Annotated in this window: 18 protein-coding genes; 1 reads left to right on the forward strand and 17 read right to left on the reverse strand. The window is 62.4% G+C overall.

The features are described from left to right. Nucleotides 1–851: 851 nt before the first annotated feature. The 13 genes from fliP to VC212_RS16605 all read right to left on the reverse strand — a co-directional run bounded on the left by fliP (nucleotide 852) and on the right by VC212_RS16605 (nucleotide 14,852). On the reverse strand, nucleotides 852–1,697 hold the full coding sequence (gene fliP / locus VC212_RS16545; RefSeq protein WP_055854522.1) for a flagellar type III secretion system pore protein FliP: 846 nt from the start codon (nucleotides 1,695–1,697) through the stop codon (nucleotides 852–854). A gap of 1 nt (nucleotide 1,698) precedes the next feature. Beyond that, the gene (gene fliO / locus VC212_RS16550; protein ID WP_323526404.1) at nucleotides 1,699–2,106 is read right to left on the reverse strand and encodes a flagellar biosynthetic protein FliO; all 408 of its coding nucleotides are present in this window, start codon (nucleotides 2,104–2,106) and stop codon (nucleotides 1,699–1,701) included. Further along, entirely contained in the window at nucleotides 2,103–2,441 is a 339-nt protein-coding gene (gene fliN, locus VC212_RS16555) for a flagellar motor switch protein FliN (RefSeq protein WP_055854516.1), read from the reverse strand. The genes fliO and fliN overlap by 4 nt, the downstream gene beginning before the upstream one ends. Beyond that, complete coding sequence (gene fliM, locus VC212_RS16560; protein ID WP_005996003.1) at nucleotides 2,438–3,451, reverse strand: flagellar motor switch protein FliM; 1,014 nt, start codon at nucleotides 3,449–3,451, stop codon at nucleotides 2,438–2,440. Before fliM ends, fliN begins: the two co-directional genes overlap by 4 nt. Nucleotides 3,452–3,460: 9 nt before the next feature. Further along, nucleotides 3,461–4,012, reverse strand: a complete 552-nt coding sequence (locus VC212_RS16565; RefSeq protein WP_193552442.1) for a flagellar basal body-associated FliL family protein — start codon at nucleotides 4,010–4,012, stop codon at nucleotides 3,461–3,463. 165 nt (nucleotides 4,013–4,177) lie between these two features. After that, nucleotides 4,178–5,455, reverse strand: coding sequence for a flagellar hook-length control protein FliK (locus VC212_RS16570; RefSeq protein ID WP_323526405.1), 1,278 nt, complete (start codon nucleotides 5,453–5,455; stop codon nucleotides 4,178–4,180). After that, a complete protein-coding gene (gene fliJ / locus VC212_RS16575) occupies nucleotides 5,452–5,907 on the reverse strand; it encodes a flagellar export protein FliJ (RefSeq protein WP_055854512.1) in 456 nt (151 codons plus the stop codon). The genes VC212_RS16570 and fliJ overlap by 4 nt, the downstream gene beginning before the upstream one ends. Before the next feature lie 3 nt (nucleotides 5,908–5,910). Then, nucleotides 5,911–7,287 (reverse strand): flagellar protein export ATPase FliI, encoded by a 1,377-nt coding sequence (gene fliI / locus VC212_RS16580; RefSeq protein ID WP_005997126.1) that lies wholly within the window; start codon nucleotides 7,285–7,287, stop codon nucleotides 5,911–5,913. Next, entirely contained in the window at nucleotides 7,284–7,904 is a 621-nt protein-coding gene (locus VC212_RS16585; RefSeq protein ID WP_055854509.1) for a FliH/SctL family protein, read from the reverse strand. Before VC212_RS16585 ends, fliI begins: the two co-directional genes overlap by 4 nt. Next, a complete protein-coding gene (fliG, locus tag VC212_RS16590; protein WP_055854507.1) occupies nucleotides 7,901–8,890 on the reverse strand; it encodes a flagellar motor switch protein FliG in 990 nt (329 codons plus the stop codon). Before fliG ends, VC212_RS16585 begins: the two co-directional genes overlap by 4 nt. Before the next feature lie 10 nt (nucleotides 8,891–8,900). Continuing rightward, on the reverse strand, nucleotides 8,901–10,625 hold the full coding sequence (gene fliF, locus VC212_RS16595) for a flagellar basal-body MS-ring/collar protein FliF (protein ID WP_115553762.1): 1,725 nt from the start codon (nucleotides 10,623–10,625) through the stop codon (nucleotides 8,901–8,903). 13 nt (nucleotides 10,626–10,638) lie between these two features. Further along, nucleotides 10,639–11,010 (reverse strand): flagellar hook-basal body complex protein FliE, encoded by a 372-nt coding sequence (gene fliE, locus VC212_RS16600; RefSeq protein WP_055854604.1) that lies wholly within the window; start codon nucleotides 11,008–11,010, stop codon nucleotides 10,639–10,641. Between the two features lie 344 nt (nucleotides 11,011–11,354). After that, nucleotides 11,355–14,852, reverse strand: a complete 3,498-nt coding sequence (locus tag VC212_RS16605; protein ID WP_323526507.1) for a glycosyltransferase — start codon at nucleotides 14,850–14,852, stop codon at nucleotides 11,355–11,357. A gap of 441 nt (nucleotides 14,853–15,293) precedes the next feature. Here VC212_RS16605 and VC212_RS16610 point away from each other — a divergent pair, with 441 nt between their 5' ends. Continuing rightward, nucleotides 15,294–16,211 (forward strand): hypothetical protein, encoded by a 918-nt coding sequence (locus VC212_RS16610; protein WP_323526407.1) that lies wholly within the window; start codon nucleotides 15,294–15,296, stop codon nucleotides 16,209–16,211. Nucleotides 16,212–16,552: 341 nt separating this feature from the next. Here the strand turns inward: VC212_RS16610 and VC212_RS16615 are convergent, their stop codons facing one another. The 4 genes from VC212_RS16615 to VC212_RS16630 are packed head-to-tail and all read right to left on the reverse strand — an operon-like array spanning nucleotide 16,553 to nucleotide 20,933. Beyond that, complete coding sequence (locus VC212_RS16615) at nucleotides 16,553–17,917, reverse strand: polysaccharide pyruvyl transferase family protein (RefSeq protein WP_323526408.1); 1,365 nt, start codon at nucleotides 17,915–17,917, stop codon at nucleotides 16,553–16,555. Between the two features lie 25 nt (nucleotides 17,918–17,942). After that, nucleotides 17,943–19,160, reverse strand: coding sequence for an FkbM family methyltransferase (locus tag VC212_RS16620; protein WP_323526409.1), 1,218 nt, complete (start codon nucleotides 19,158–19,160; stop codon nucleotides 17,943–17,945). 14 nt (nucleotides 19,161–19,174) lie between these two features. Beyond that, the gene (locus tag VC212_RS16625) at nucleotides 19,175–19,798 is read right to left on the reverse strand and encodes a UDP-3-O-(3-hydroxymyristoyl)glucosamine N-acyltransferase (protein ID WP_323526411.1); all 624 of its coding nucleotides are present in this window, start codon (nucleotides 19,796–19,798) and stop codon (nucleotides 19,175–19,177) included. Further along, nucleotides 19,788–20,933 carry a Rieske 2Fe-2S domain-containing protein gene (locus VC212_RS16630; protein WP_323526412.1) on the reverse strand — a complete coding sequence of 382 codons (1,146 nt, stop codon included), beginning with the start codon at nucleotides 20,931–20,933 and terminating at the stop codon, nucleotides 19,788–19,790. Before VC212_RS16630 ends, VC212_RS16625 begins: the two co-directional genes overlap by 11 nt. Between the last annotated feature and the right edge of the window lie 3 nt (nucleotides 20,934–20,936).

A 20,936-nucleotide genomic window follows, 5' to 3' on the forward strand; every position in this document is an offset into this window, starting at 1 on the left:
TCGCTGTCGCTGTCGCTGTCGCTGTCGCTGTCGCTGTCGCTGTCGCTGTCGCTGTCGCTGTCGCTGTCGCTGTCGCTGTCGCTTTGGATGTTGGCTTGGCTTGGCTTGGCTCTGGTGTGAGCTTTGCCCTTGCCCTTGCCCTTGCCCTTGCCTTCGCCTTTTGCCGTTGGCTTCCCATCCCCCATACCGCAGCGGCAAGCCGGGTAGATACAACCCGCAGGGCGGCGCGCATGGATGCGCGACGTTTTTGTAAGGGACATGGATGTCCCTTACAAAAATTTCTACCCGGCTTGCTTACCCGGAGCGCCTTGGCGCGGAGGGGCGCGAGGACGGGGGTGTGTTTCTTTGGTTACTTTCTTTGCACAAGCAAAGAAAGTAACTCGACCCCCGAAGGGGGCCGAAAGCTCTGCAATTGCTTGTGCTTGTGCGCTTGCTTTGATATCGGAACAGTAGGTCAAATGCTTTCACGCCCTACGGGCGCGAGTCACTTTTCTTTGCTTGTGCAAAGAAAAGTAACCAAAAGAAAGCACACCCCGTCCTCGCGCCTTCCGCGCTACGCGCTCCAGGTCCGCATGCCATCCGGGAATTTTTCAAAGGGACGTCCATGTCCCTTTGAAAAACGTCGCGCATCCATGCGCGCCGCCCCTGCGGGGTTTGCCCCGGATGGCCTGCCGCTGCGGTATGGGGCCCCGGAGAAGCGGGAAGCCGGAGAGAAATACAAAGACAAAGCGAAAAGGCGGAAGGCAGAAGGCGGCGCAGATGCTTGAGTGATACAGCTTTGCTGTGCCGACGCTTTAACAAACTCAGTCAGCTGGGGGGAGTGCTACCGCGCGCGCAACGCGCGCCCACACTTACGACGCATTAAAGCTCGCAGCCAGCGTCCCCACCACCAATACCCACCCATCCACCAGCACGAACAACAGAATCTTGAACGGCGCAGAGATCAACATCGGCGACAGCATCATCATGCCCATCGACATCAACACACTCGCCACTACCAGATCGATGATCACGAACGGAATGAAGATCAAGAACCCGATCTCGAATGCCGTCTTCAGCTCGCTGGTCACAAACGACGCCACCAGCACCGGGAACGGCACCGCGTCCGGGCCGGCGTACTTGCCGTCGCCGGCCATGCCCGCGAAGGTCATCAGATCGGTTTCGCGGATCTGCGCCAGCATGAAGGCGCGCAGCGGCTGGGTGGTCAGCGTCCAGGCAGTGGAAAAGTCGATCTGGTTGTTGAGGTACGGCTGCAGGCCGGCGCCCCACATCTTTTGCCACACCGGCATCATCACCAGGGCGGTCAGAAACATTGCCAGGCCCAGCAGCACCTGATTGGACGGGGTCTGGCCGGTACCCAGTGCCTGGCGCAGCAGGCCCAGCACGATGGTGATGCGGGTAAAGGCGGTGAGCACCAGCAGCATCGACGGCAGCAGGGTGATCGCCGTCATCAGCAGCAAGGTTTGCAGCGGCAGGCTCACCGGCTGGTCGCCGATACGGCCGACGCTCACGTTCGGCAGGGTCGGCAACTGGTTGGAGCCGGGTGGCACCGCCGCCGGTGCGGCAGCGGGCGCGGCAGCCTGCGCCATCGACGGCAACGCGGCCGGTGTGGCGGCGGCCAGCAGCGGGCAGCTCATCACCAGCAGGATCAAGATCAGGCGGAGGCTGCGCCCCCAGCGATTCCAACAACTGAACATGTCACGGGTCCTTGCGCAGCTTCTGAGCGAGCAGCTGGGCGAAATTGGGGAGTTGCTTGAAATTGGGCAGCGTGGGTGCAGGCGTGGGCGGCAGCGGTTCGGGCAAGGTGTGCAAGGTGCTGATGCCGCCGGCGGTGACACCCAGCAGTAGCTGCTGGCCGTTCACCTCCACCACCACCACGCGTTCCTTGGCACCCACCGCCAGGCTGGTCACCATGCGCAGGCCCTCGCTGTTGCGGAAACCGCTGCCGGGCATGCGCTTGAGCAACCAGCCCAGGCCGACGATCAGCGCAAGCACCAACAGCAATGCAAAGACCGCGCCAAACAGGCTGGGCGAGGATGGCGCGTGCGCGCCGACCTGGGTGGCCTTGGCCGCGACGGGCGCGGCGGCAGCCAGCAGGCCGATCACCGCAGCCTCCGGATCCGTTCGCTGGGGCTGACCACGTCGGTCAGGCGGATGCCGAAGCGGTCGTTGATCACCACCACTTCGCCATGCGCGATCAGGGTGCCGTTGACGTACACGTCCAGCGGTTCGCCGGCGCCGCGTTCCAGTTCCACCACCGAGCCCTGATTGAGCTGCAGCAGGTTGCGGATCGGAATGCGGGCGCGGCCCACTTCCAGCGACAGCGTCACCGGCACGTCCAGGATGACGTCCAGATTGAGGTCGGTGGCGTTGTGGTCGTGCTCGGCCTGCAGGTTGTCGAAGGTGGCGGGCGCGGCGTCGAGGATGTCGGAGTTCATCATTTGCTGGGGTCCTGGGATGGAACGGCACGCGGGGCTTGCACGCCGGGCGGGCGGACGGCGGTGATCTTCACGGCGTTGTTGCCGTTGGAGACCCCGAATTCGCCGGTGAACATGGGGATTTCTTCCACGCACAGCGGTACCTGTGCGGGCAGATCGATCGGCAGGATGTCGCCGACCTTCAAACCGGTGAGCTGGCGCAGGCTCATGCGCTTGCTGGCCAGCACGCTCGACAGCGTCACCTCGGCGGTGTTGAGCTGCTCGCGCAGCATCACGTTCCAGGAGTCGTCGCGGTCGTTGCGGTCGCTCTGGATGCCGGCATCGAGCAGCTCGCGGATCGGTTCCAGCATCGAATACGGCAGGGTGATGTGGATCTCGCCACCGCCACCCTCCAGCTCCACATGGAAGCGGCACACCACCACGTACTCGCGCGGGGTGACGATGTTGGCGAAGTGCGGGTTGATCTCGGAGTTGATGTACTCGAAGTCCACCTCCATCACCGGCGCCCAGGCTTCCTTCAGATCGGCAAAGGTCTGCTTGAGCATCAGCTGGATCACGCGCATCTCGGTGGCGGTGAATTCGCGGCCCTCGATGCGGGTGTGGAAGCGGCCATCGCCACCGAAGAAATTGTCCACCACGGTGAACACCAGCGTGGGTTCGAACACGATCAGGCCGGTGCCGCGTAGCGGTTTGAAGCGGATCAGGTTGAGGTTGGTCGGCACGTACAGCGAGTGCATGTACTCGTTGAACTTGACCAGGTCGATGCCACGCACCGACAGGTCGGCCGAGCGCCGGATCAGGTTGAACAGACCGATGCGCCACAGCCGCGCAAAGCGCTCGTTGACCATCTCCAGGGTCGGCATGCGCCCACGGATGATGCGGTCCTGGCTGGACAGATCGTATTGCCGCGCCTCGCCGGGCAGCGGCTCCGGCTCGGTATTGACCGCACCGGAATCCACGCCATGCAGCAGGGCATCGATCTCGTCCTGGGAAAGCAGATCACTGACGCTCATGGGCAGGCCTTACTGGGTAACGAAACTGGTGAACAGCAATTCTTCGACGCACTTCTTGCCGGTTTCGCTGGTCATGACCTTTTGCGCTTCGGTCAGCGCGGCCTTCTGCAGCTTCTGCTTGCCGGGCAGATCGGCCACATCGGTGGCCTTGGTCTGCGACAGCAGCATCAACAGGTGTGCGCGGATGGCCGGCGCGTTTTCGGTGATGAGCTTGAGTTCTTCCGGGTCGCGGGTGACCAGCTGCACTTCGACCTGCAGGTACTGCGGGCCGTCGCCGGGGTCGGCCAGGTTGACCACGATCGCCGGGTCCATCGGAAAATACTGTGCCGGCTTGGGCACTTCGGCGACCTTGGGCGCGGCGTGCTTGCCGCCTTTTTCATCGCCCTTGTGGCCCAGAAAGAACCACGCGCCGCCGCCGGCCGCGGCCAGCACGACCACGCCGATGGCGATCAGCAGAAGAGGCTTTTTGCCGCCTTTCTTCTTCTCGTCTTTCTCTTCGGTCTTTTCGGTCTTTTCAGGTTTCTTGGCCGCTGCCACGTTCTGCTCCAGGAGAATGCTCATCCAAGGGATGCAATTGGCATGCCAAAACCGCGACGGTTTCCTGGCACGGCAGGCGCGCGTACACAAAAACCCCCGCGAGCCTTGCGCCGCGTGGGGGTTGGGATGGTCGCAGCGTCGGTGCGACACGCGTTTGTGCAGCGCGCCGGGCTAATCCGGCGCGGTGGCTCAGGCGTAGGCGTCCAGCAATCCACGCTGGCGTAACACCACCGACGGAATTCCGACGGGCGGGCTGTCGTCCAGGGTGAGGCCGTTGCCATCGCGCCCACCGCCGTTGCGGTTACCGGTCTGGTTCTGCTGTTGCTGGCTGACATCGGCCTGGCCCAGCTGGAAACCGTTCTGGCCGAGCATTTCGCGTAACCGCGGCAGGCTCTGTTCCAAGGCCTGACGGGTGTCGGCGTTGGCGGCGGTGAAGCTGGCGTTGACCTTGTCGCCGTCCAGATGCAGACGCACCTCGACCGGGCCCATCTCGTTCGGGGTGACCTTGATGTGCGCGTGGCCGATCTTTTGGTCGGCCAGCCAACTCAGGCGGGCGCCGATGGCATCGTCGAAGGTGTCGCTGCCCATCTCCGGGGTCGGGGTAGGCGAGGCGGCAAAGATCGGCGCCGGGTCCTGCAGGCGGGTAAGCGTAGGCGCGGCGGTCGGCAGCACAAACGCCGGGGCATCCGGCGCGTCCGTTGCGGCGGTGTCGTCGGCCGGGTCCAGCGCCTTGACCGCCATGCTCATCAGCGCTGCGGCTTGCGCATCGCCGCTGACTGCGGTGGTCGAGGTGGGCTTGGCGCCTGCGGCGGCAGCCGGCGCGAGCGCACCCAGGGCGGGCAGGGCGCTCGCGGCGGTTGCGGCAGCAGTCGCTGTAGGTGCGGTGGCGTCGGTCGGCAGTGCGGTTGCGGTCGGCGTGGCGCCGGCCGCATTGGCAATACTGGCGGCCAGTGCGGCGGCAGCGGCGGCGAGCACATCGCCGCCCGGTACCGCCTGGGCCAGCAGGCTCATGCCAAAACCGCCGAGCCCCGCTGGCGGCCAGCCGGCCTCGGTCGGCGTGGCGGCATCGGTGGGGGCGTCCTTGCTGTCCTTGCTGGCGGTTGCGCTCTTGCCGGTCGCGGTGGCTGCACTGCTGTCCTTGGCCGTCGGTTCCTTGGCGGGCTGCGCAGACTTGGTATCGCCGTCCTGGGCGCGCGGGCGCTTGGTCGCATCGCCGGGCGCGTCATCGTTCTGTTCGTCGTCGCCGCGGTTCTTGTCGGGCTGGCTGGATTTGGCCGCGGGCTGCTTGGCCGGCACGCGCTCGGGCGCCTGCTGCGGGGCGTGGTTGGGCGTATTGGCCGGATTGAGCATGCGCGCAAACTGGTCCTGCGCCGGGTCCTGTTCGGACGACGGGTCGCTGTAGCTGGACTTCTTGCCAGTGCTGGCAAGCGCGCCAAGGCCGGCGGCAAACGCGGACAGGGGGTTCATACGGAGTCTCCGTGAGTATCTTCGGCCCGCGCCAGGCGCGAGCGGCGTGCGCCAAGATCGTCCATCTCGCGCTGGTCGCGACGTTCGATCACCTTGTTTTCCTGGGCGCGGTAGCTGGCGGCCAGTTGCTCCAGCACCTGCTTCTCGCGGCTGGCCAGCAGCAGGCGGGTGCGCTCGGATTCGACCTTGGCGATATTGCTTTCCACGGTCTGGGCCTGCTGCAGCACGGCGCTGTCGAGCCGATCAAGGAAGGCGCGGCGGTTGCTCAGCGCGACCGCACTGGTGCCGGCCAGCTGGCTGTTGGCGTATTCCTCGGCGTAGCGGCGCAGTTCTTCCAGGCGCGACTGATGGGTCTCCAGGGTGCGCTGGCGCTCGGCCAGATCGCGGGCGACCTTGTCTTCCTGTTCCTGTGCCCGCCGTAGCAGGGGATCGATTCGCTTGGACTGCATCATGGATTAGTTCTCGGGTTCCACCAGCTGCTGCAGCGCGGACAGGCTATCGCTCAGCAGCGATGCCTTGTGGACGTCCTGGCCAAGGAATTCGACGATCTCCGGCCAGCGCGCCAATGCTTCGTCGGTGGCCGGGTCGCTGCCGCGCTGGTAGGCGCCGATGGCGATCAGGTCGCGGTTGGCGGTGTAGGCAGAGAGCAGGCGCTTGAGCTTGCGGATGCGCAGGCGCCAGGGTTCGTCGGCGATGTCCTGCACCACGCGGCTGACCGACGATTCCAGGTCGATGGCCGGGTACAGGCCGCTGTCGGCAACCCGACGCGAGAGCAGGATATGGCCGTCCAGAATGGCGCGGGCGGCGTCGGCAATCGGGTCCTGCGGGTCGTCGCCTTCGGTCAGCACGGTGTAGAAGGCGGTGATCGAGCCACGGCCCTTGGCGCCGTTGCCGGCACGTTCCACCAGCGCCGGCAATTTGGCGAACACCGACGGCGGGTAGCCGCGGGTGGTGGGCGGCTCACCGACCGACAGGCCGATCTCGCGCTGCGCCTGGGCGAAGCGGGTCAGCGAATCCATCAGCAACAATACGTTCAAGCCCTGATCGCGGAACCATTCGGCAATCGCCGTGGCGCGGTAGGCGCCATGCAGGCGCGCCAGCGGCGGGCGGTCGGCCGGGGCGGCCACGACCACGGCGCGGCGCAGGCCTTCTTCGCCCAGGGTGGTTTCGACGAAATCGCGTACTTCGCGGCCACGTTCGCCGATCAGGCCGACCACGATGACGTCGGCCGAGGTGAAGCGGGTCATCATGCCCAGCAGCGTCGATTTACCGACACCGGAGCCGGCGAACAGGCCCACGCGCTGACCACGGCCGATCGGCAGCATGGCGTTGATGGCGCGCACGCCTACATCCAGCGAGGTGGTGATGGGCTCGCGCGCCAGCGGGTTGATCGACATGCCGGCCATGCTGACGCTGCCTTCGCCGCGGATCGGGCCTTTGCCGTCCAGCGGGGTGCCATCGCTGTCGATGACGCGGCCGAGCAGGCCTTCGCCCACTTCCACGCCACCGCGGCGCCGCGAGGGCACCACGCGGGCGTTGGGCAGCAGGCCGTGCAATTCGGCGCTGGGCATCAGATAGGTCCGTTCGCCGGCAAAGCCGACCACTTCGGCATCCACCCAGCCGCCATCGACTTCGACCTTGCAGGTGGCGCCCATCGGCGCTTCGCAGCCGGTGGCTTCCAGGGTCAGGCCGACGGCGCGGCGCAGGATGCCTTCGCGGATCAGGGTGCGGCCGGCGGTGGGTTCCAGGCCAAGCGTGCCCAGGCGGGTGGCCAGGCGCAGATTGCGTGCATCCAGCCAATCGGCCGGGGTGGCACCGAACAGGGCGCTCACAGGCCCGCTCCGGATTTGCGCATGACTGTCTCCAGCGCGGCCCGCAGGCGCGCTTCCAGGGTGCCGTCCACGCGTACGCTTTCGGCATGTACGCGCAGGTCGCCGCGGCTCAGGCTCATGTCCGGGGCCACGCGGGTGGTGCTGCTGGGCGCCAGATGCGGCAGCAGCGCGGTGATGTCGTCCGGGTGCAGGCGCACTTCGACCTCGCGGCCGGCGCCGCCGACCGCATCCACGGCCTCGCCGACCAGGTCGGCCAGCAGTTGCGGTTCGACCTGGTAGGCACGCCCGACCAGCTGACCGGCGATGCGCACAGCCAGCTCGCCGAGCGCGCCGACCACTTCGTTCTCCAGTCGCGCCAGCGGGCGGGTGAAGTTGTCCAGGATGCCGTCGATCTGCGCGGTCAAACGGCGCACTTCAGACTGGCCCTGGGCAAAGCCTTCGGCATGGCCGCGGGCAAAGCCTTCCTGCTGGGCGGCGTCTTCGATGGCCTGGATTTCTTCCAGGGTCGGCGGGCGCAGCACCGGCTCGTATACGGCCGGTTCGTCGAACTCCGGTTCCGGCGCGGCCAGGGCCATGTGCAGGTCGGGTGCCAGCCAGCGGGTGACCACGTCGTTCATACCATGGCCTCCGCACCGGCGCCGCCGAGGCTGATGGCGCCTTCGTCAGCCAGGCGGCGGACGATGGTGAGGATTTCCTTCTGTGCCGCTTCCACGTCGGCCAGGCGCACCGGGCCACGCGCTTCCATATCTTCGATCAGGATCTCGGCAGCGCGCTGGGACATGTTGCGGGTGATCTTTTCGCGCACCTTGGTGTCGGCACCGCGCAGGGCCAGGCCCAGGCGCTCGCCGGAGACTTCGCGCAGCAGCGTCTGCAGGCCGCGGTCGTCCAGGTCCACCAGGTTGTCGAACACGAACATCAGGTCCTGGATCTTGCTGGCCAGGTCGGCGTCGATCTTGCCGATCTCGCCCAGCACGCCTTGTTCCGGGCCGGTGTCCAGGAAGTTGAGGATGTTGGCGGCCACCTTGATGCCGCCCACGTTGGACGACTTCAGGTTCTGATTGCCGGCAAATTGGCGCTCCATGATGTCGTTGAGCTCGCTCAGCGCATTCGGCGGGATGCCGTCCAGGGTGGCGATGCGCAGCAGCACGTCGGCGCGGGTGCGCTCGGGCAGCAGCTTCAGTGCCTCTGCGGCCTGGTCGCTATCCAGATGCGCCATCACGATGGCGATGATCTGCGGGTGTTCGTTGCGCACCAGGTCGGCGACCGCGCGCGGGTCCATCCATTTCAGGGTATCCAGGCCGGTGGTGTTGCGGCCCAGCAGGATGCGGTCGATCAGGCCGCCGGCCTTGTCGGCGCCCAGCGCCTGGATCAGCACGTTACGGATGTAATCGTCGGCGCCAACGCCCAGCGAGGTCTTGCCGGCTAGTTCGCCGTTGAAGTCGTCCATCACCTTCTCGACCTGATCGCGCGAAATGCCGGTCATGGTGGCCATGGCGATGCCGATCTTTTGCACTTCCTTCGGGTCCATGTGCTTGAGCACTTCGGCAGCATCGCTTTCACCCAGCGACAGCAACAGCACCGCGGCGCGCTGCACTCCAGTCATCGGTTGTGTATCAGGCTTCACTGGCGACCCATCCCTTTACGACTTGTGCGACACGTTTTGAATCGGCTTTGACTGCTTCGCGCGCCACGCGCATGCGTTCTTCGTAGGCGTCCGGCAGGGCGATCGGGGTCTTGCGTTCCTGACCGATCTGCGCGGTGTCTTCTTCCAGGCCGGGCATCAGGTCGTTGTCGTCGTTGACCATCCGCACGTCGGCGCTCTGTGGAGTGCCATCGTTGCCGCCCTTGCGGTGTTTTTCCTTGATCGCGGTCACGCCGGTGAGTTGACGCAGGGTGGGGCGTACCACGCCGAACAGCAGCGCCAGCACCACCACCGCACCGACCAGCAGGCGCAGACCGTTCTGTACGCGCGGGTCTTCCCACCACTTGGGGCCTTCCTCGCCCGCAACCGCTTCCCGCACAAACGGGGCATTCATTACCGACACCGTGTCGCCACGTGCCGCATCAAAGCCTACCGCCTGCTTGACCAGGCCCTCGATGCGGGTGAGCTCGGCGGCGGTGAGCGGCTGCTCGACCATCTTGCCCTTGGCACCGGGGCGCGGGACGTTGTCCAGCAGCACCGCCACCGACACCCGCTTGATGCGGCCGGCCGGCTGACGGGTGTGTTGCAAGGTTCGGTCCAATTCGTAATTGCGGGTGGCGCTCTTGGAACTTTCGGTCGGCGCGGCCGGCGCTGCGGCCTGGCCATTGGCGGCGGCCGGGGTGCCCGGCGCACCGGCGACGGCCGGAGCCGGCGGCTGGCCGGGGCTGTTGCTGGTGGCGCCCGGAGGGCCCTGCGGGCCGGTGGCGCTGGTGCTGCTGTCGCTGACCTGCTCGCTGCGCAGCTTGGCCGGCTCGCCGTTATAGAGCTCGCGGGCTTCTTCGACTACCGAGAAGTCCATGTCCACGCTGACTTCCGGGTTGACCCGGCCCGGGCCGGTCATCGGTTCCAGCAACTCGCGGATGCGCTGGTTATAGGAGCTTTCCTGGCGACGCACCTGTTCGAACTGGGCGGCGTGCTGGGCGGCGTCGCTGTTGGGGTCGGCAATGGAGAGCATGCGGCCGCTCTGGTCGACCACGGTCACGCGCTCCGGGGTCATGTCCGGGATGCTGGACGCCACCAAATTGACGATGGCATCCACCTGGTTGCGCTCCAGGCCCTGGCCACCGCGCAACTCCAGCACCACCGAGGCGCTGGCGACGTCACGCTGGCGGGTGAAGGCGCTGGGCTTGGGAATGGCCAGATGCACTCGCGCCTCGCGTACCGGACGCAGGGTGCTGATGGTGCGCGAGAGTTCGGTTTCCAGCGCGTGCTGGTAGCGGGCGTTTTCCACGAACTGGCTGACGCCGAAGCCCGGGTCCTTTTCCATCAGCTCGAAACCACCGCCGGTCTCCTTACCGGTCAGGCCGGAGCCGGCCAGCTTCAGGCGCGCGTCGTACAGACGGTCCTGCGGTACCGAGATGGCGCCGGTGCCCTGGTCGATCTTGAACGGGATTTGCGCGGTGCGCAGCAGGTCGGCCGCCTCGGCGTTGCCCTTTTCGTCCAGGCCGGTGTACAGCGACTGATAGCCCGGCTGCTGCGACCAGAAGAACACCGCCAGGCCGGCACCTACCGCCAGGGCGATCATCGCCATCATGGTCAGCTTGCGGGTGATCTGCAGGCTACGGACACGGTCGAACCACTGGCCCGCCTTTTCGGCGTTCTGGTTCATGTTTTCTCTGCTGATTGCGAGTGCCATGGGTGTTCGACCTTTACAGCGGCATGTTCATGACGTCCTGATAAGCCTGGACGAGACGGTTGCGGACTTCGACAGTGGCGCGGAAGGCCACCTGGGATTGCTGGGAGGCGACCATGACCCGTGCCAGATCGGCACTGGGGTCGCCCATTTCGAATGCTTTGGCCAGTGCGCCGGACTTCTGCTGGGCCTCGTTGACGCCGCCGATGGCGCCGCGCAAGGTCTCGCTGAAGCTGGGCGCCTGGGTTGCCGGCGTTCCCTGTGCGCCAGCCAATCCCTGGATCTGATTGCCGCGCGCCGCATCGCCCACCGCACCCATCGGGCCTTGGCCCATCTGAGTCTGGTAGCTGCGGATCTGCGAAAGAATCGAGGTAACGGAGTCGCTCATGGGTGCGGTCAGCCAGGGAGGCATCCACACCAATGCAAGCGGCGTGCCGAAATCGCGTCGGGATTCCGGCACGGGGGAATTCCTGTCGCGCCCGTCGGCGGGAACGTTGCAGCGAGATCGCCCCCATCCGCCCTTCGGGCACCTTCCCCCGCAAGCGAGGGAAGGGAGCCGGTGAGCGACCAGTTGCAGTGCAACCGATCAGTCGCGTGCAGCCAGGCTTTCCCTTCTCCCGCTAGCGGGAGAAGGTGGCGCGCAGCGCCGGATGAGGGCACCACCGTCAATTCACACACAGCCACGCATCCCTTTCACCGCAAGCGGGAGAACGCTGAAGCAGCGTCCCCGCGCTAGTCCGGCAACCAGGCGGCTCGCCAGGTGTCCAGATGGCTGCCGCTCAACATCCAGTCGCGGCGCACTGCCTCGCGCAACGCTGCGCCTTTCGCTGCTGAAGCGTCCGGGTCGGCCAGATGCTCGCGGATCGCACCGATCCAGTCGCGGTAGCGGTTTTTCACCAGCGTCACCGGCAGATTGCCCTGGTAGCAACGCACGTCGCTGGCGATCACCGGATAACCGCAGGCGCCGTACTCCAAGAGTCGCAGATTACTTTTGCATTCGTTGAACAGGTTTTGCTCCACCGGTGCCAGCGCCAGATCGAGATCCAGCGCGGCCAGCGCGGCCGGGTAGTGATCGATCGGCACGCCCGGCTGGAACTGGTGCAAGTGCTGGCGCAGCGCGAACGGGTACATCCCCATGAACACCCATTCGACCTCGTCGGCTAGCTCGCGCACCACGTCGGCGATCAGTTCCAGGTCGCCGGTATGGCTGGCGCCGCCGGCCCAACCGATCCGCGGCTTGCCGCCGTGGCGGACGTTGCGCTCCGGCAACGCCGCCCACCAATGCGGCGGCAGGCGGTTCTCGGCCACGCGGATATCGCTGTGCAGCCCGGCAAACGCTTCGGCCAGCGCAGGTGTGGACACCACAAAGCGGTCCACCAGGCCCAGCCCGCGCCGCACGGTCTTGAGAATGTCCTTGGGCATCTGCGCGCGATGGGTGTTTTTCAGCGGCAGGTTGGGCAGGTAATCGTCCAGCTCATAGACCTTGAACGCACGCGACAAGGCCTTCATACGCCGCATCGCCTCCAGCCGCGCTTCGCCCACCTGGCGTTGCAGGATCACCACGTCGGGATCCTGACGTGCCAGCTCGCTGATCTCCAGATAGCCGTTGAACAACACGCCCTCGGCCAGCCCGGCCTCGCGCAGGGCGCGCAGCGGCTGGATCACCCGGTAGTGTCCGCAGCCTTCGATATCGGCCGGCAGTGCGATCACGCTCGGTAGCGGCCGCCACGACTGCAACGGCCGCCAGCTGGCGCGCGGGTCGGCCAGCGCAAAGCCGGCGCCCGGGTCCAGCGAAAACCCCGGGTTGTAGGCCGGATCGTTGGCCATCACCGGCAGCCAGCGCGCGTACATCGCTTCTTCGTCAAGCGCAGTGGCAGGCGCCTGCTCGGGTGGGTCGATCAACAGCTGCGCGCGCGCGGCAAACACATTCAAGTATCCGGCCTGGTGCAGGCGCAGGCACAGGTCGACATCGCTCCATTGCGCCAGTGCCGGCTCCAGCGCAAAGCCGCCTGCGTCGATAAATAGCTGACGCGGCAGCATCAGGCACTCGCCGCTCAAGGCGGTGTAGTTCTGATCCAGCTGCAGGCGCTGCAGATAGCCGGATTCGTCGAAGGCACTGCCTTCAAACGCGCGCGCCACCGGTGCCCCCAGGCCCAGCAGCAGGCCGGCGTGATGCACGGTGCCGTCGCCGCGCAACAGCTTGCCGGCCACCGCACCCACTTCCGGACGGAGTGCGTGGTTGAGCAGTTGCTCCAGCCAATCGGCCTTCATCACCGCAGCGCCGGCCGACAGCCACAGCAGCACGTCCCCACGTGCATGCTCGGCGGCCGCGTTGCAGACCGCTTCACGCGTAGTCTCGGCGGCAAAGCGCAGCACGCGGATCTGCTGCATGCCCAGCGCTTCGATGCCGGCCAGCCAATCGCGCAGGTCCGGAGCGTTGCTATCGCGATCCAGTAGCAGCACTTCGTAATGCGGGTAGGTCGTGTTGGTCAGGATGCTTTCCAGACAGCGCTGCACCTGCGGCAAACGGCCATCGACCAGCACCAGGATGCTGACCAGCGGCTGCTGGGCATGTTGGTAATCCACCGCATGCCGACCAGGGCCGGCACTGTGCACGCGCGCGTCTGCATACCCGCGCGCGGCCAGATGGCGGGCAATGGCATGTTGCGCGTCCGCATCGGTGTGCCGGGTCTGGGCCGCGGCCACCAACAAGGGCTCGGCGATGTGCTGCACGCAGGCCAGGCCGTAACGCTCGACCAGGCCAAGCTGATAGCCGAGTTCGAAGGCCTGCCCAAGGTCTGCCGGAAAACCGCCGTCGGCCACCAGACTGCTGCGGCGGAACAGCCAGTGCCGCGACAGCGTGGACGGCGCACTCAACAGCGCATCCAGATACAGCGCCGGCCGCAACGCCAGCCCAAGCTGCGCGGTGTCCAGCGCGACCACTTCGTCCGCATAGACCGCCTGACACTGCTCCGGCAGCCCGATCATGCCCAGCGCCAGCATCGTCAGGCCGCTGGTCGTAAAGACACTGCCGGCATCCACCAGCACCACCCAATCGACATCCTGTTGCCTTGCAATGGCCTGGTTGAGTGCGGCCACCAGACCCGCGTCGTCAATCAGTACCGCACGCTCGCCGTGCTCGGCCAGCTGGTGCGGTGCGCTGCTGACCACCCAGGTCTGCTGATGTCGATAGCAGGCCACCGCGTCGATGCTGGCCTGGGTTGCGGCCACTGCGGCAGCATCGCCATCGCGGTCGATCAGCATCACCGCAATGCGTGGCCCGCCGGCATGCGCTTGCAGGCGGGCATCGATCAATGCGCGCTGCACATCGCTGGGATGGCGCACGCCCAGCCAGGTGGCCGGCGACACCCGCTCGGCCATGCCGGCGCTTTGCATCAGCGCATTGACCAGGTCTACCGACTTGAACACCCGCGCCTTGTGCGGGCTGAGCGGCGCAACCCGCACCAGCCGGTTGTCGCCGGTCTCGCGCCGCCAACCCAGCTGGCGGATGCCCTGGCGCAGATCCTCGTGGCCTTGGTCGCCGATGCCGGGCTGGTTACGACCGGCCTGGCTGAACTGCGCGTTGGACACCCGAAAGTGCGTGAGCGGCCTGGACAGCAGCGCCAGGTTGCCGTGGCGCAGCAGCTTGACGTAGATCGCCAGGTCGCCGACCCAATGAATCGGCTTACCGTTCAACGACATCAAGTCGGCGCCTATGGCCAGCAGATCGGCGCGCCGACACAGCACGCAACTCGGCTCGCCGATGAAGTTGATGGTGTGATCGGCCAGGAACGACACCAGCTCCGGCCCGTCGATCAACGCATCTTCGGCAAACGGAAAGCAGGTCGCCAGGATGTCCGGCAAAGGCGCACCATCGTCGTCGATGCGCACCCGACGCGACGATGCCATCGCCGTGCCCGGATTGCGCTCGATCGCCGCCACCAACTGCTCAATGCAGTCCGGCTCAAGCACATCGTCGTCATGCAGGAACTTGACGTACTCGCCTTGCGCCAGGCCGATGCCCTTGACCGTGCTGCCGAGCTCGCCAAGCCGTGATGTGTTGCGGTGGTAGCGAATGGGGTAGGGCGCATCCGCCAGCCTGGATGCCAGCACCGTCTCAATAGCGCCATCGGCGTTGTCGTCGCAGATCACCAGCTCCAACGCTGCGTAGGTCTGCGCCAGCACGCTCTCCAGCGCCTGCTCAAAGTAGCGCGGCTTGTAGGTCGGCATGACGATGCTGACTAGAGTGGTAGAAGTCATGCAGAGCGGACCATGTTCGAGGATTGGAGGACTGGTACTCATCGCATTGTCGGGGATTCGGTAACTATGCGTATACAGGCAGCGGCGCAAGCACGGTTCGTTGATTGAAATATTCGTACTTGATCAACGTGCGTGAGGTGCTGAGTTCAGCCCAGTCCAGCCTGCAATGCGCATAGGCACGGATGGCTGTGCCGAGGCGGATCTTCAATTGAGGGCTGGTTCTCAATAATCGATTGATGCTGATGGTAAATTTGGAAAATAATAATATGCCTTAAACCTTTTAAAGTTAAATTTAATATCCAGAAGAAGGGGGGTGTTAATATGAAAAAATCCTGAGCTTTAATTAAAATAACAATGGAAAAGATTTTTAATACCATTTAATTTTGAATATAAATTCAAGGAGCTAACATCATGGTCGATGCAATGCTAGGTGCCAATATTTATGTGAAACGCGGAACGCGTGCGCAATTTGATGCTGCTGCGACAGCTGGTGAACTTGCTGCCAGCGAGCCGTATTTCATCAGTGATGAAGGTCGGTTCGCGATGGGTACCAGCGCGAATAGCTACGCCACTTATGCCATTGCCTTGACGCAGGATTTGTCTTTTTACGTCTCAAACACAGGCAGTGATTCCAATGATGGGCTAAGCGCTGCGACGGCATTCCAGACCATTCAGCGTGCTGTGAATGTGGTTCGAACGCGCTATTCATTGTGTGGCTATACGGCAATTATCAATGTTGCAGACGGAACTTACGTGGAAAATGTTGTGATGGGCGGCGTCGCAGGTGGCATTGTGCGGTTTGTAGGTAGTATATCTGCTATTTGGCGTAACACCACTGGATGGCTTCTTACTGTGGATGGCACTAGTACGGTTCAGGTTTCTGGTTTCACTATAGGTGGTGGGGGTACAGTAAACGGTGTTATTGCAATTAGTAGGGGGTCTTGTAACTTCCAGGGTGGCCATGTGTTTGCAGCGATGACCGGCTTTCATATGAACGTCGTTCGCAATAGCGTTGGTATTGTTTCAGGTAACTACAGTATCACTGGAGGAGGCTACGCCCATTATGCGGCATTTGATGGCGGTCAACTTACTATTTCTACCATCACCGTCACCCTTACAGGTGCGCCGGCTTTCGCTGCTTCCTTCGCTAACGTAGGTCGTGCGGGCAGCATAAATGGCGGTGACTATGTTTTTACGTTCTCCGGAGCGGCCACGGGCCCCCGGTATGGAATAAATGCAAATGGGGTGATTTGGGTCAATGGTAAAGGCGCAAATGTCTTCCCAGGAAACGTGGCCGGGTACATTCTTACCGGCGGGAGTTATTCTTGATGTTAGACCTTATGAAGGCTGTCGTTTTCTGAGATCCGGCACTCCTCATTCAGTCAAGCGATTGATTAATCTAACGCGCTGCCAGCACAGCTCGCGTACGCGCTATCGGAAATCGATATATTCCTAATAGCCAATGCTTGGCTGGTTGCTGGTAGCGAAATGGGACAGACGCTACCAGCAACCTGGACGCCAACACTGCCTTAATGCGGCCATGGGCATTGGCGTTACAGATCACTTAGCTGCAACGCTGCATAGGTCTGCGCCGGCACGCCACCTAGCGCCCGCGCGCACTAGCGCGGCTTGTAGGTAGGCATGACGATGCCGACCAGATTCGGTTTCAATTAGCTTGTCGTAAATCGGCTGAGATAATCCAGATACTCTCTGCGCGTCAGCCCTGGATAGCGCCGTCTTAGTAGTTGGAATCTATTTACCAACCGTCGAGACATCTCTCCGCCATGCTCTCTGCGGACAACGACTTCGCGGTCCAGATTCTCTACGAGTTCGGTGTAGGCCTCATGTAGCTCAGCTGCAACTGAGGGGCTAGTACTTTTCTTCAGATCCGGAAATTCAAAGCTGGGTCTGTCATGAGATACAGTGCAAGGAACAAGGCCGACTGCGTCGAGAAAATCAAGAAATTCCTTGTGCAGAGCCGGGTAAGCTTTGTTCATTTCCGAGAGGTCGAGGTTCTCGAAAACTTCACGGATGTTGCTTCGGCTGTGAATGGTAGGGTCATAAGGGATGCGGAGATATTCGCAAGTTTCCCTGGCCCTGGAATCCGGATTGGTCACAATGGCGGGGACGCCGCTATTAATCGAGAGAATTCCGGAGTGAAGCCGGGTTCCAATCGTGAGGCAATGGTCGTTGCTTTTGAAGAACGTGGCCCACTGGTTGTAATCTGAGAAAAACTCCAGTCGTCCAGCCATGGCTTTTGCCAGTAGTTGGAAGGACGTAGGTATTTCGTCGAGGTTGAAAGGTTGCGCTGTGATGTTGCGGGTCGATGGCAGTGCTTTCTCAAGGTAGAGCAAGTTGATGAAATACAGTTCATCCTGCAGCAGATGGGATGTCCGCGGCAGCCCAGAATTGAAGAATGTGGCCGTGGTGATGACTTTGTCCGCATCCCATGGCTTTTTTTGCAGAGTCCGGGTGGGTCCGTTCTCAAAGTAGCTCGGGCAGCCAATCACTCTGACGTTCTTTATGCCAAGGCTATTCAAGATTTCGGCGGAATAATTTCCGCGAACACCAATCAACTTGGACTTTTCAGAGAGAAGGGAGAAATTTCGCTTCTGATTGGGACTGAGGCGCTCGGCCAGGCCCGGGTCGTAGCCGTTGAATGAGTTCGCGCAGAGGCTCACCGGCACGATCGGGATCATGATTTTTTCAAGAAAGTGCGTAATTCGCTCAACAGGAAGGCCCGAGAAGTCCTCCCGGATGTCATCCTTCATCGTCCAGACAAGATGCGAATATTTTCCATTGATCTCTTCTGCGAGTTGATCTGAGAGCTTTGCCTCCAGTGCGTTAGAAATGTGGTCAAGCTTCACCGGGCGTCCAAATAGCGCTTTCAAAAAACCATAGGCGATGTAGCCGTTTCCGATGTTCTGGCCTCTGACATTGTCTTGGGACGGCCCCATGCCTTTCAGGAAATCCGACATTTCCAGGGATTCAGGAAGGGCCGAGTTGAAAAGGAAAATCTTGCTTGGGTCAGTCATCGATCCGCTCATTTTTGGCAGAGCGTCAATAAAAATACAGGCAGGTATCCCAGCGATCCGGGGTGTGATGGCGCAGGCCGATCTTGTAATCCGGGTTCAGAGATAGGGCGAAATCGCTTAGATCCAGCAGGTCGGTAGCTCTGTGATAGGCGGAGATCGCCATTTTTGGCTTGCACTGAACAATCGCACTTTGCGCGCCTTTCAGTGCCGAAAGTTCCGACCCCTCTATGTCCATTTTGATGAAGGTGGGTGCATCGTCGATGAGATCGTCTATGGAGCATACGTCGATCATGTCTGCCGGTTCGCAAGCCTCACTCGCAGGCTTGACGAAGCCGCCGTGGCCGCCCTCGTGGTTGAATGGAACCCTGCCTCGTGTCTCGCCTACGCCGCAGCCATGCAGACTGATTCTGGACGCCAGAGGTGTGCCGTCGTAGCGGCGTAACACGTTCTTGAGTGTGCCGATGTTGATCCGATCGGGTTCAATCATCCACGAACGCGAGAATTGACCTTTCGTGGCGTCAATGAGGCCTGCGAGCGACTCGCCGATTGAGGCTCCGCAATCAACCATCTTTTCCGCGCTGCCGAATTGCAGCAGGCCGGAGCGGAAGTACAAAGTGGTGTAGGGTCGCTCGATTTCGTGGTAATACTCGGGATTACAGGTCAGGTGGAAGTTGAGGACAGAGAACAGGGTTTGTGCCGAGTAGGCATCGGAAAAGCGTTTTGCCAAGCGCTGAAACCTGGGAACATTGCGCGCGATTTCCCGTCCCCAGTCGTCCACCCGGAAATCTACGCGCCCCTGCAGGCCGAAAGCGCGAACGGCCTGTTCAAAGTTGATATGAGCAATCCCGTGCTGCCTACAGACCTGGTCAAAAAATCGCTTGGGTCCATCATATCGGCAGGTGTTGAGGGCGATGATGTCACCAGACTTTGCAAGTTCGATGAACTTGTCCGTAGAGATGATCGGAGTGCCGTAATACAGCGCACCGGAGTGATAGCGGAAGTCATCCACCGAGGCGACTACATTGCAGTGCCGGTCCTGCTTCAGGTTCAGTAAGTGCGCGCCGAATCCCCCAGTTCCTAAAACGATCACCTTGACTTCGTCACCAAATTTGGCAATGAGGTGGCGAACATCCTCGGGAATACCGAACATCGGATCACCAGTCAGGCCTTCGGCGGCGATCTGAAACGTTTCTTCCATTGCCTGCGGGTCGATGTTTAGTTTGAGTTGGATAGCGGGTTGCATGATTGGTCCCTGGCTTAGCTTTCATAAACATGGATTGGAGTGTCGTAGCGGGCGTCGAAATAGGTCTTAGCAGGCACGTCCTCGCAGTAGACACGCGGCCAGCCAAGTTCGCAGCTTCGGCCCACTTTGACTCCGGCGCGCACGATGGCACCAGTACGCAGAATGCTGTTGCCACCGATTTCGACGCCCGTGCCTATTTGAACTCCATTTTCTATCCAGCATGAGGATTTGATGCGGCATGTCGGCCCGAGGTGCGTGCCGGCATGGATGACGGTGTTGTATTCGATCCTGCACCCGTGCCCAATGACGGCGTTGGCACCTACGAACGCGTTGAGCCCGATGACTGTGTCAGCGCCGATGGCGGCGCTAGGATGAATGAAGGGCTCCAGCTTGAAGCCACGTTCCATCGCTGCCTGCATCAATTCCATGCGCTTGAAGTTGCCGAAGCGTTCGTCGAAAGCCACGAACATTGCCCCGTCGGCTACATTCAGTTCATCCAGCATGCTCAGATCGAACTCGTGGTCAGAGTCCTGTGGAACTTCAATTCTGATGACGGTCTCATCCGGACGAGCATGCTTCCAGGCGTGGAAGGCTATGTCGAGGTAGTCGCTGCCGCCGATGACCCACCTAGATTTCATGTTCGGTCTCCATCAGCGTCGCGTACCAGCGTTCGACCAGGCGATTCATGGATTCATAGGCGCCTTGGGTAGGCAGTGGAGCGTCTGCATGCAATGCGGACTGCACCCGCTCCATGATTTCCACGTCCTCGCCCACCACCGCTTTGCTGCCGTGCATCTGCGCCAGCAACACCTGCCCGGAGGAGCGGTAAGACTGCTTCTTGCGTGCGCTGAACCAGTAGATTTCCAGGTCTGTCCTGTCCGGTGCAATGGGGATGTGGTGTTCCAGCGTGAAGGAATAGCCGCCGTTGGTACTGGCGATATGCAAGTTAGGGAAGGCCAGCCAGTTGAAGTAGGCGTCCTGATTGCCCCAGCGTTCCACTTTCTCGTACCAGCCAAAGTGTTTAGCGGCCGGGATGGACGCTTCCGCGCCTCCGAAGCTGAAGCGGCGCATTTCACGCCTCAAGGCAGCGGGTGATGTGCCCTGCAAAGCTTCCGCGGACTCCTCGGCTTGCTCATCGTTAACCTGGGGGACGAAGCTGACATTCTTGGCCAAGGTTTTGGAGTGGACAAAGCGCGGGTGATTGGCATCCCGAAGGTTTTCGTAAGCCAGCTTCCAGTTGTACCGGCCAGGCCATGTGGTCACCATGACTTCTGTGTCGTAGGCGCTCGAACTACTTTCCAGCAAGGCGATAAAGTCTGGCGAAAACTGCTCTTCGATCGGCATCGGGTCGGGATCGAGATTGACAAACAGCAGGTTGCCAATCGCGCGCAGTGAGAATTCGCGCAGTTTCAGTTCGTTCTTTTCACCATCGTCGATGCGATAGATTGCGTCGCAGTCCGGGATCTTCTTCACCCGCCCTTGTTCGTCATAACTCCATGCATGGTAAGGACACACCAACGGCCGGCAACCGACAGCATCTTTCTGGATCAGCGCACTGCGGTGGAGGCACACGTTCTCGAATGCACGGATTTCGCCGTGGAAGTTCTGGATAACAAGGGGGATGCCCGCTAGCTTGCGTGTGATGAAGCAATTGTGATCCCGCAGCAGTGTCTTGAGGCCCGCAAACAGCCAGACCCTGCGAAAGATCTTGCGCTGCTCGCGATCAAAGATTTCCTGCGACAAGTAATAACGAGGGTGCATCCTGGAGCGCATGGA

The organism is Xanthomonas sp. WHRI 8932A, from assembly GCF_035012785.1.
In the GTDB taxonomy this organism is placed as follows: Bacteria; Pseudomonadota; Gammaproteobacteria; order Xanthomonadales; family Xanthomonadaceae; genus Xanthomonas.